The organism is Staphylococcus caledonicus (assembly GCF_016238465.1).
GTDB classification, from domain to species: Bacteria; Bacillota; Bacilli; order Staphylococcales; family Staphylococcaceae; genus Staphylococcus; species Staphylococcus caledonicus.
In genome coordinates this window covers 833,585-845,756 of sequence record NZ_JABTXV010000001.1, presented here as the reverse complement: position 1 = coordinate 845,756, position 12,172 = coordinate 833,585, and the positions used below count along the sequence as shown (strand labels likewise).

Sequence of the window (12,172 nt, the reverse complement as noted above, 5' to 3'; positions counted from 1 at the left end):
GATTATGGTAAAATATAGCTACGTTATTAAAGGATGTGTAAAGTTATATGATGATAGTTCTCATGCTTTTATTAAGCTATCTCATCGGTGCTATTCCTAATGGATATGTAATAGGAAAGCTCTTTTTCAAAAAAGATATACGACAATTCGGAAGTGGTAATACAGGAGCGACTAATAGCTTTCGTGTACTCGGTAAACCTGCTGGCTTTATAGTTACATTCTTAGATATATTTAAAGGGTTTATAACTGTATTCTTTCCTATTTGGTTTCCAGTTCATGCAGATGGACCGCTTAGCACGTTCTTCACACATGGCTTAATCGTCGGTTTGTTTGCTATTTTAGGTCATGTCTATCCTGTCTACCTTAAATTCAAAGGTGGTAAAGCTGTAGCAACAAGTGCTGGTGTAGTATTAGGTGTGAATCCTATTCTACTATTAATCTTAGCACTAATATTTTTCGGTGTATTATATTTATTTAAATATGTTTCACTTTCAAGTATTGTGGCTGCAATATGTTGCGTTATCGGTTCACTAATTATCCAAGATTATATATTATTCGGAATGAGTTTAGTGGTGGCGATTTTATTAATCATCAGACACCGAACGAATATAGTGCGAATTTTCAAAGGTGAAGAGCCAAAAATTAAATGGATGTAAATGAATATTGATAGAGCCTGGAACGCTTATATGTTCTAGGCTTATTAATTTGTCTATCTTTATGTAGAATGGATTCAAATTATTACTTTGTTAGTTCAGGTTCTGAGTATTAAACGTTTTTAAAAGTAAGCAATATGTTATAATTCAAAGAGTTCTAATTTAAAATTATTTAACATTTATAGATATATAGTGTAGGAGGCTTTTTAATGAAAATCGAACTAACCGATCAAGCTGCAGAATGGTTCAAAGATGAACTAGATTTGCCAGAAGATAATAAAGTCTTACAATTTTATGTGAGATATGGTGGCGAATTCCAACTTAAACAAGGATTTAGTCCAGCTTTTCGTGTTGAGCCAAGAGAAGATGTAGAAATTGGTTATGAGGAAAATTATAACGGCTTAGTAATCGTTGTATCCGCAGAAGACTTATGGTACTTTGAAGATAATGAAGTGCTTGTAGAAAAAGTCGATCACGATGATGAAATAGCTTATTCTAAAATAAAATAACGATTATATAGAGGCTAGGACATTGATATTTAAAATGCCCTAGCCTTTAATATGTCATTGTTCAGGAGAGAGAACAAAATCATAAAGTTATATTAGATTTCTGTTTCGCTCTTTTTTATTAGAAATCAAGATCACTACTTTGTGTTATTTCAAAATCTTTACCCTCTTGATTTAATTGTTCTACTTTACTATAGACCGCATGCCATTCAGGGAAAAATCGATCTAATCTTACAGGTCGGAAATTTTCACCTTTTATACAAATCAATGTTGTTGATCCAGTTGTAGCAAGTTCTCCATTTTCATTATAAATTTCATAATTATAGACAGAACGTAATCTAGAATATTGACTTACCCACGTTTTTATAGTTACTTTTTCTGGGTAAAAGACAGATTTTTTATATTGAATTTGTAAATCAATAACTGGTGAGATAATGCCTTCTTTTTCCATATCTGCATAACTAAAACCTAATTTGCGGATATAATCAGTACGTGCTACTTCAAACCATGTAGCATAATTGCCATGATAGATAACACCCATTCTATCTGTTTCTTGATATCTAGATTCAATTTCAGTCATACTGTAAATCATACTTAAGTACCTCTTTTCAAATATCATTCACAAATAATAGTAACATAAAAAAGCCATGCTAACATATTGCTAGCACGGCTTAAGATTTTAGATTATTGAGCAAGTTTATTTCTTAAAACCATTTGTAAAATACCACCATGACGGTAGTAATCTAATTCTACTAATGAATCAAAACGAACAACCGCTTCAAAATCAACAACGTCTCCGTTTTCTTTTTTAGCATGAACTTTAACAACATCGTGTGGACGTACTGTTTCATCGATATCTACTGAAATCTCTTCTTTACCGTCTAAATTGAGTGATTCAGCTGAGTCACCCTCTTTAAATTGTAATGGTAATACGCCCATCATTACTAAGTTAGAACGGTGAATACGTTCATAACTTTGAGCAATTACTGTTTTAACACCTAATAAATTTGTACCTTTAGCTGCCCAGTCACGAGAAGAACCCATACCGTAATCGTTACCTGCTAAGACTGCTAAGCCGATGCCATCTTCTTTATACTTCATAGCTGCATCATAAATTGGCATCACTTCATCTGTTGGCCAGTAAGTAGTGTAACCACCTTCAGTACCAGGAGCTAATTGGTTTTTAATACGGATATTAGCGAATGTACCACGTACCATTACTTCATGGTTACCACGACGAGAACCGTATGAGTTAAAGTCACGAATTGATACATCATGATCTAATAAATATTTACCTGCTGGCGTGTCTTTACCGATAGCCCCAGCTGGAGAAATATGGTCAGTTGTTACTGAGTCGCCAAATTTACCCATGACTCTTAAATCTTTTAAAGGCTCGATTGTGCCAGGTTCTTTAGATAATCCTTGGAAGAATGTTGGATTTTGAATGTATGTTGAATTAGGGTCGAAATCATATAATGGTGCATCAGTGACATCAATTTCATTCCACATTTCATTATTATTATACACATTCTCATATTCTTCTAAGAACAACTCAGGCGTTACTACTCTATCAACTGTATCAGAAACTTCTTGGATTGATGGCCAAATATCTTTTAAGTATACATCTTCTCCATCTTTACCTTTACCAAGAGGGTCATTTTGTAAGTCAATGTCCACAGTTCCCGCTAATGCATAAGCCACAACTAATTGTGGAGATGCTAAATAGTTAGCTTTTACAAGTGGGTGGATACGACCTTCAAAGTTACGGTTACCAGATAAAACAGATGTTACAAGTAAATCTTCTTGAGCTATAGCTTTTTCAATTTCAGGTAATAAAGGACCTGAGTTACCAATACATGTTGTACAACCGTAACCAACTAGGTTAAAGCCTAAATCATTAAGATATTCTTGTAATCCAGAGTCTCGTAAGTAACCAGTTACAACTTTTGATCCAGGCGCTAATGAAGTTTTAACAAACTCAGGTACTTTTAGACCTTTTTCTACTGCTTTTTTAGCAACTAAACCTGCACCTAACATAACGTAAGGGTTAGATGTGTTTGTACATGAAGTAATGGCAGCAATAGCTATATCACCAGTCTTCATAGTTGCAGTAGAACCATCATTGAAGTTGATTTCAGCTTTTTTATCAAATTCACTTTCTTCTAAACCGTGTCCTTGGTTACCCGCTGGAGCAGTAACAGATTTTTCAAATTCTTTTTTCATATCACTTAAGAAAATTAAATCTTGAGGACGTTTAGGGCCTGAAAGTGATGCTTCAACAGTTGATAAATCTAAATCAATTACATCACTGTATTCAGGATCTTCTTTATCCACTGTGAAGAACATATTATTTTGTTCTAAATATGCTTGAACTAATTCAACGTGCTCTTCTTTACGACCAGTTAATCTCATGTATTTAAGTGATTCTTCATCAACTGGGAAAAAACCACAAGTTGCACCGTATTCTGGAGCCATGTTAGCAATTGTTGCACGGTCTGCTAGTGGTAAATCTGTTACGCCTGGTCCGAAGAATTCTACAAATTTACCAACTACGCCTTTTTTACGTAATTCTTGAGTAACACGTAAAGCTAAGTCTGTTGCCGTAGAACCTTGTGGTAATGCGTTTGTTAAACGTACCCCGATAACTTCTGGGATTGGGAAATATGATGGTTGTCCAAGCATGCCTGCTTCAGCTTCGATACCACCAACGCCCCAACCTAAGACACCAATACCGTTAATCATTGTTGTATGTGAGTCAGTACCAACTAATGTATCAGGAAATGCCGTTTGTTCACCATCTACATCACGTACATGTACCACATTTGCCAAATATTCTAAGTTAACTTGGTGCACAATACCAGTTGCAGGTGGAACTGCATTATAGTTATTAAATGCTTTAGTTGCCCAATTTAAAAATTGATAACGTTCATAGTTACGTTCAAACTCTAATTTCATATTTCGTTCTAACGCTTCCGGATTAGCATAGCTATCAACTTGAACTGAGTGGTCGATAACTAAATCTACCGGTACTTCTGGATTGATCTTATTAATATCCCCGCCAACGTCATCCATTGCTTTACGTAATGACGCTAAGTCCACAACTGCTGGAACGCCAGTGAAGTCTTGTAAAATAACACGTGATGGCTTAAATGGAACTTCCCCTGAATTGTCCGCTTTGCCGAAATTACCTAATGCCTTAATATGTTCATCAGTTATAACGAAATCATCTTCTTGTCTCAATACCGACTCTAATAACACTCGAATTGAATAAGGTAATTTACTAATGTTTGTTAAACCTTGATCTTCTAAGCTTTTCAAATCGTAATACGTGTATGATTGACCATTTACTTCAAACGACTTTTTGGCTTGTTGCTTCATGTTAGAAGTCATATGTTTATCCCCCTTGAATATTAAAATTTCATAATTATATGCCTTTATTAAATTGTATAATTATATGATTTTCAAAACAACTGTATACCCCTAGTTTTCTCTCAATTTAGCTTTCGCTTTTATAATCAGACTATATAAGTAAATGTTATCATACACATTGAGTATAATAAGCAAATGTTATTAATTGAGAATGATTTTCATTAGTAAACACTTTTAGTATTTCTATTAAAAAAAGCCCTTAAATACTTTTAACATAAAAGCATTTAAGGACTTTTCTAAAATTAATTATTCTTTTTCAGCATTTCTTCTTGATTCACGTTTTTCTAAAATATCAGATTCATAATCTTGTTGTTGATGTTTAACGTAGTCTTCAAGTCGATGCTTATTAGGTTGTAATGTTAAACCTAAGAATTTTCTTTCTTGGTTAGCATCTTTGTAGAAACTAACCATCATCATTATAACGACGAATGAGAATGGGAATGCACTAATAATTGCCGCGCTTTGAATCGCATTTAAAGCATGTGCACCATTTCCTCCACCAGCAAGTAATAAGATGAAGGCAATTAATGATTGCGCTACACCCCATGTTACTTTGATAACATTTGAAGGTTCAAGTGAACCATAAGATGTTTGCATACCTAATACGAAGGTTGCTGAATCGGCAGAAGTGATAAAGAATGATGCAATTAATACTAAAGCTACAAGTGATAAAGCCATTCCTAAAGGTACATGGTTAAATACTCCGAATAATTGAGTTTCTGGAGTCATATTGAATAGTTCAGGGTGTTTTTTACCTGTTTCGATACCTAACACACCGAAGACACTGAACCATAAGAAACTTACGATTGCAGGAACAAGTAATACACCTGAAATAAATTCACGAATTGAACGTCCTTTAGATACACGTGCAATGAATACACCTACGAATGGACTCCAGCTTAGCCACCAACCCCAATAATAAAGTGTCCAAGAAGACATCCATTCACTTTTCTGATGATTTAATGGCGCAGTATCAAAACTGTTAAATAAGAATGAATTAAATAAACTACCAGTTGAAGTAGTAAACATATTTAAGATTAATACTGTAGGTCCAATGACTAAAGCGATAATCATTAACACAGTACCTAAACCAATGTTTAAGTTACTTAAGTATTGAATACCTTTACTTAGACCAGACCAAGCACTCATAATGAATAAGATTGTTACTACTACAATAATAACAGATTGAACCCATACGTTATTTGGTACTCCAAATAAGTAGTTTAAACCACCATTGATTTGAAGTGCACCCATACCTAGTGATACAGCTACACCAACTACTGTAGCGAATACAGATAAAACATCAATGATTGTACCAATAGGGCCTTCTACTTTGTCCCCTAAAATAGGACGTAATGTTCTAGAGATTAGCCCTGGTTCATTCTTTCTAAATTGTGCATAAGCTAGTGCTAGTGCAACTACACCATACACTGCCCAAGCGTGGAATCCCCAATGGAAGAATGTTGAACGTAAAGCTTCAGTGTAAGCTTCAGTAGTTTTTGGATCAGCACTTGGTGGAGAAGCAAAGTCAGCCATAGGTTCTGCTGCACCATAGAATACTAAACCAATACCCATACCTGCACTGAATAGCATAGCAAACCATGAAATAGTATTAAATTCAGGTTTATCATTAGGTTTACCTAGCTTTAATTTACCAATTGGACTAAAAATCAAGAATATACAGAAGAACACGATAACTGTAGTCAAAATCATGTAATACCAACCAAGTTTTTCAGTAATCCAACCACTTATTTGGCTAGTCACTGAGTCAAATTGTGTTGGCAAAAATGCACCGATAAGTACTACAATTGCAACTACAATAGCACTATAAATAAAAACCGGCGAAAACTTCTTTCCTTTTTTGTTTAACTCAGAAGAAGAATTCATAATTAATATACTCCTTTCATTCCCGTTATTAAATTTTCAAAGTATGAAAATAATAAAGAATTATTTTCGTAAAGCTATATAATAGGATAACAAAGCCCCTATTTATTATCAAATTTCATTAATTTTACTATTTACTAAATAATTTATACATTGTATAATCATTTTTATTCATGTATTTCGATTTTATTCATGTCTAAAGAGAGGAATTATGTCATGTTAAAAGAGTTTAAAGAATTTGCATTAAAAGGGAATGTACTAGATTTAGCTATTGCTGTAGTTATGGGTGCAGCCTTCAATAAAATCGTAACGTCATTAGTTACATATATTATCATGCCTTTAATTGGTAAGATTTTTGGTTCTGTAGACTTTGCTAAAGATTGGGAATTCTGGGGAATTAAATACGGATTATTTATCCAATCAATAATTGATTTTATTATTGTAGCACTCGCATTATTTATATTTGTAAAGATTGCGAATACATTAATGAAAAAAGAAGAGCCTGAAGAAGAAATAGAAGAGAATACTGTTTTATTAACAGAAATTCGCGATTTATTAAGACAAAAATAATTTTTAATTAGACATCATAACGTTTATTCATGTATGAAATACAAACGTTATGATGTCTTTTAAATTATACTAATCTTAATTCCATTTAAATTGAGTGTAACTTTGGTACTGGTTAGTCTTCACTTCTAAGATTAACGGTATTCGTTGCTTCAACTCACTCACATGAGAAATGATACCCACCATTCTGCCTGTGGTTTTTAATTTTAATAAGGTATCTAAAGCTGTTTCCAATGTTTCTTGATCGAGGGTACCAAACCCTTCATCTATAAACATTGACTCTAACGTAATACCACCAGATTCTTGTTGTACGACTTCGCTTAAACCAAGTGCTAATGCTAATGATGCTTGGAAAGTCTCTCCGCCTGATAACGAACTAATGTATCTTGCTTTATTTGAATAAAAATCAAATACGTTAATTTCTAAACCGCTATACCCTTGAGAAACTGTTTGACTTCTTTGTAGTTGATAACGTTTACCACTCATATTTGCCAATCGAATATTGGCTTGTTGAATAATACGTTCTAGATAATAAATCAAGACATAATTTTCTAATGTTAGCTTTCGACTATTTTTGCCTGAAAGGACTTCTGCTAATTCGAAAATTTGTTGTTGTTCTTTAAGTTCATTGTTTAGATAAGTTATATGTTCTTCAATGCTCTCAAATTTTTCTCTATTTTTTTGAATTTTAAACTGAATTGTAGCGCTAGTTTCGACATAACTATTGTATAGTTTTTCAACTTCATTTCTTTCATTTTCTAAAGTAGAGATATCTTCTAATTCTTTGCCTTCAGTTAATTTGATTAAACGATCTATTTCAAGAGAATATTTTTGGTGTTCACGGTTATAATTATCAATTTCTTTTTCAATTTCTTTTTTCGAACTTAATCTACTCAATAAGTCATTTACTTCTTCAGAAGAGTTTAAACCGATTCTTTCCATCTCATCTTCAATATTAGTTTCAAAATTTTTTATTTCATTATCTAAATCTTCAGAGGCACTAACATAATTATTTAAATTATTAGTTTCAAGTGCCAAATTGTGTTTAGACTGTTGAATGTCACTATTTATAGTTTCTATTTTAGTTTTATATTTATCTACTTCTGAATCGTAGTTGATATAACACGTTTTAAAGTCTTTAATCTTAGAGAATGTCGTTGTATTTTCAAAATCATTAATTAATATTTCATATTGTTGTTTTTGTGAAGATAGTCTTTCAAATTGAAGTAGTAAATTATTCTTATTATCTTTAAGATTTCCTAAGTCTTTTTCTAATTTATATAATTTTTTAGATTGTTGTTGGAGGAATTCTATTTCCTCATTTTTCGTATCTAATTCTTTTTTTAATGTTTCAATATTTAAATCTTCATCCTGCTTAATCTCTAATTCATCCATTTGTTTTGATAAGAGTTGAGCAGTGGTTTCAAGTTTTCCAATTTGATTATTCTTAACGTTAATATCATTAGTCAGTTGTTTGATGGCTTGTTGGTTCTTACTAATTTTGTCCAAATCGATGTGTTCATTAAGCGATTCAATTGTGTTACCACAAATAGGGCAAGTGTCACCAATATGTAAAGCTGCTTGAATTTCTGTAACGAAAGTTTGTTTATTATTCAAATCAATACTTGTTTTATCAACTGATTCAAGTTGTTCAGATAAATGTTTAACTTCATTTTGAAGTTCTTCCATGTCTTTAATAGTGCTATTTTTTTGATTATTTAAATCGTTATACTTATCTCTGTTATTTTTTACTATAGCTTTTCTATCTAACTCACTTTTTAGTTGAGAAATATATTGGGATAATTGATTTATTTTATCATCATCTATATCGATTTCTTTAATATTATTTTGTAAATTTAAAATATCTTTATCATTTTCCTCTTGCTTTTCTTTATTAGACAATAATTGTTGTTCAATTTCTACTACTTCCTTATATGCAGAAGAATATTTACCTAAGTTATCAAAAAATTGTTTAGTTTTATTGATATATTCCTCTTTGCTTTTAATATCTTTTGAACTTTCTTCCAAATATTCATATTCTTTTTCGAGTGAAGTCAATTGTTTCTTAATGTTAGCAATGTCATTTTTAGCACTAACTACTTTCGAATTAGTTTCCTTGAACTTTTGTTCTTTAGCGTTTTTTTGCTGATACAGATTGTCTAATGTTTTTACTTCATTTAATCGTCTTAATTCTTTTTTCAAACTATCAATTTCGTCTTTTCGTTCTTCAATTTTTTCTTTTTGATTCTTGTTATATTCAAGTTCATTTTGGGCTTGTACTAATTTTTTATTATCTTCAATACGGAGATTCAAAGAAGATAGATGAGCGTGTTGTTGTGATTTTAATTTTTCAACTTTTTCGTTAACCTGTAATCCTAACTTTTCAAATTGAGGAATAGATTTGATAATTTCTTTCGTTTGCATACTGTTTAATTGCTTTAATTGTATTAATTCTTCATTTTCAAACGTCTCTATATCTTCCCAAAGCGACTGAATTTGATTATAACGAGTTTCAATTTGTTTTTTTTCATTCTTCACTTCATCTAGTAGTGTATTTTGCATTTCTTCAAATCTTATACTATTAAATAACGTTCTTAGTATACTTTGCTTATCTGAACTGTTAGAAACTAGAAACTTTTTAAACTCTCCTTGTGGTAAAATAAATAGTTGTCGAAATTGTTCTGCGTTAATACCTAATAAATTCTTAATAAAGTTATTTCCAGTACTAATTTTACTTTCTTTTAGCTCATATTGATTACTTTGTGAGTTAAATTCAAATACGTCTAATTTTCCAGCTGTTTGAGATGAATTTCCCTCTTTTATAAAGCTACCTTGCCTAACTATTTTAAAATCTCTATCGTTAAGTTTAAATTCATAAGTAACACTCATAGGTGATTTTCCATCTGCAAAATGGCTTCTTAAATCCCCTTCATTTCTTCCTTCTGTAGAGGCTTTTCCAAATAATGCAAATACAATTGCATCAAATAACATAGTTTTACCGGATCCGGTTTTACCACTTATTAAAAATAAATGTTCATCTTTAATATGTTGAAAATCAATTGTTTCATTTAAAAATGGTCCAAAATTACTAAGCGTTAATTTTAATGGTTTCAATTTATTAGGCCTCCTTATTCAGAATTTTATTTAATAAATCATCTATTTTTTTCGCTTGATAGTCCGTTAGTTCCTTATCTGTAATGCTCTTATAAAACTTTCTGACTATTGTTGCATCCTCTTCTTGTTCTAACTCAACGTGCTGAAAATCCCCTTTATATTCAAAAGTTAAATTACTAAGCGCTAATGTATTAGGATATATTTGCTTTAAATGCATGATTGGATCAGTAACATGTGACATATTTTCGAGTTTAAAATGAAAATAATTATCTTTATTTTTAACAGGTAAATCACCTTGGATAACTTCTTGATAGTCTCCTTTAACTTCTTCAAGTTCTCTCATAGGGGTTAATTGAATAAACTTAGTTGTTATACTATCTTTTGAATCAATGATTATTTGCTTATAGCCTTTAGGTTGGTTAACTTCAGAAAATGAATATTGTAGTAAAGAACCACTATAATCAATGACATCATCTTGAATACTAAATGGATGATGTAAATGACCTAATAAAACCCTATCAAATATATTAAAATTAGATTTATTAACACTTTCAACAGTACCAATGGTCAGAGGTCGTTCTGAATCAGATGTCTTTCCTCCATTAATTGTTAAGTGTCCTATTAAGATATTGATAGATTCTGGATTTAATTTTTCTCCAATATATTCTATACATTTATGTGTTGCTTGTTCATAAGTTTTAATTTCTTCATCATCAAAGAACTCTTTAATCTCACTAATTGTTGCAAACGGTAATGTATAAAAATTAACGTTATTAAAAGTAATAGGCTTATCCATACATTCTAATTGCGTACGTATGTATAATTTAGAATATTGAAACCATGTCGCCCCATAATTTAATCTCTCTCTACCATCATGATTTCCATTCGTTATAATAGTTGGTATGCCCATTTCAATATTTATTAATCCAATTACCTTTTCAAATAATTTTATTGTCTCTTTACTTGGATATGAAGTATCATAAATGTCCCCAGAAATCACAAGTAAGTCAGGCTTTTCTTCTTCTAATTTATGTATAAATTTATCTAATATGTATTCTTGATCTTCTAAAAATTGCTTTCCGTTAAGAATCTTGCCTAAGTGCCAATCACCTGTATGAATAATTTTCATAATAAACCTCCAATAAGAACGTTTGTTCGTATAAATTATACTCTGTCTTTCTACTATATGCAAATGAAAAAGAGCCCAGACATTTATATTATAAAATGTCTTAGACCCTACTTTCTATGGTTAGTCTATTTTGTTAGAACGTAACAAAATCTTTGAAGTATATTAAATTTCTGTCCTACTTCACTATCTAAAGAACTATAGTATTTTTTAACTTTTTAAATTTGTATAACATTGCTAATCTCCAAGGAACAATCATACTAAAGGCAATTAAAAAGAACATTCCACCTATTTCTCCTGGATCGATAGTACTACTAATAAATATTTTAATAACTGTACGTATAATTAACAATGAAATTAAGATTACTGGAAAAGCTTTAGATCTTTTCATGTAAATTTCACTACCGTGAACCTCAAAACGACTTGTCCATATTAATACAGATGAAAAGACTACACCTAGAATAATAGATTCTAAAATTTCTGAACCAGTTAACCTAAAATATGGTACGACGTACATAAGTGCGCCGGTAGACATAAAAAATGGTGGTAAAATGATTTTCTTTTCATTGACTGGAAATTGTTGTGCTTTCATTCGTATCACAATAACGACAATCCCCATAACTAATGCAACAACTACTGAAAAAATTAGATATGCCAAAATTACACCTTCTTATATTCATAAACTAATACTATTAATTGGTTCTTTAGTGAAGTATGAACATTTAAATTTTGTTTAACTTTAAGTAACACTAAAATTGTTTTACTACAAAAATGAATGATTGTAAACCTTTGAGACTATAATTATTATTGGTCACTTCATACATTACAAAAATAGAACCTAGTAAAAGTAAACAGACCACAAAAATATAGTCAAATGCCCAATTATCTCTGCA

General features: G+C 31.2%; 9 protein-coding genes. 3 read left to right on the top strand and 6 right to left on the bottom strand.

Features of this window, described 5'->3' with window-relative positions; all coding sequences use genetic code 11:
• The first annotated feature begins 47 nt into the window (after window positions 1-47).
• Complete coding sequence (gene plsY / locus HS848_RS04265; RefSeq protein ID WP_198611369.1) at window positions 48-656, top strand: glycerol-3-phosphate 1-O-acyltransferase PlsY; 609 nt, start codon at window positions 48-50, stop codon at window positions 654-656.
• A gap of 206 nt (window positions 657-862) precedes the next feature.
• The gene (locus HS848_RS04260; protein WP_107508595.1) at window positions 863-1,162 is read left to right on the top strand and encodes a HesB/YadR/YfhF family protein; all 300 of its coding nucleotides are present in this window, start codon (window positions 863-865) and stop codon (window positions 1,160-1,162) included.
• Between the two features lie 118 nt (window positions 1,163-1,280).
• Here the strand turns inward: HS848_RS04260 and menI are convergent, their stop codons facing one another.
• The 3 genes from menI to HS848_RS04245 all read right to left on the bottom strand — a co-directional run bounded on the left by menI (window position 1,281) and on the right by HS848_RS04245 (window position 6,475).
• The gene (gene menI / locus HS848_RS04255; protein WP_198611368.1) at window positions 1,281-1,751 is read right to left on the bottom strand and encodes a 1,4-dihydroxy-2-naphthoyl-CoA hydrolase MenI; all 471 of its coding nucleotides are present in this window, start codon (window positions 1,749-1,751) and stop codon (window positions 1,281-1,283) included.
• Between the two features lie 92 nt (window positions 1,752-1,843).
• Window positions 1,844-4,549, bottom strand: a complete 2,706-nt coding sequence (gene acnA / locus HS848_RS04250) for an aconitate hydratase AcnA (protein ID WP_198611367.1) — start codon at window positions 4,547-4,549, stop codon at window positions 1,844-1,846.
• Between the two features lie 285 nt (window positions 4,550-4,834).
• A complete protein-coding gene (locus HS848_RS04245; RefSeq protein WP_198611366.1) occupies window positions 4,835-6,475 on the bottom strand; it encodes a glycine betaine uptake BCCT transporter in 1,641 nt (546 codons plus the stop codon).
• Window positions 6,476-6,688: 213 nt separating this feature from the next.
• Here HS848_RS04245 and mscL point away from each other — a divergent pair, with 213 nt between their 5' ends.
• Window positions 6,689-7,042, top strand: a complete 354-nt coding sequence (gene mscL, locus HS848_RS04240; protein ID WP_107508591.1) for a large conductance mechanosensitive channel protein MscL — start codon at window positions 6,689-6,691, stop codon at window positions 7,040-7,042.
• A 75-nt stretch (window positions 7,043-7,117) separates the two neighbouring features.
• Here the strand turns inward: mscL and sbcC are convergent, their stop codons facing one another.
• From sbcC to HS848_RS04225, 3 genes are all read right to left on the bottom strand, one after another.
• Complete coding sequence (gene sbcC / locus HS848_RS04235) at window positions 7,118-10,153, bottom strand: exonuclease subunit SbcC (protein ID WP_198611365.1); 3,036 nt, start codon at window positions 10,151-10,153, stop codon at window positions 7,118-7,120.
• A 4-nt stretch (window positions 10,154-10,157) separates the two neighbouring features.
• Window positions 10,158-11,282, bottom strand: a complete 1,125-nt coding sequence (gene sbcD / locus HS848_RS04230) for an exonuclease subunit SbcD (RefSeq protein ID WP_198611364.1) — start codon at window positions 11,280-11,282, stop codon at window positions 10,158-10,160.
• Between the two features lie 187 nt (window positions 11,283-11,469).
• The gene (locus HS848_RS04225; RefSeq protein WP_107508686.1) at window positions 11,470-11,937 is read right to left on the bottom strand and encodes a CcdC family protein; all 468 of its coding nucleotides are present in this window, start codon (window positions 11,935-11,937) and stop codon (window positions 11,470-11,472) included.
• Window positions 11,938-12,172 lie beyond the last annotated feature (235 nt).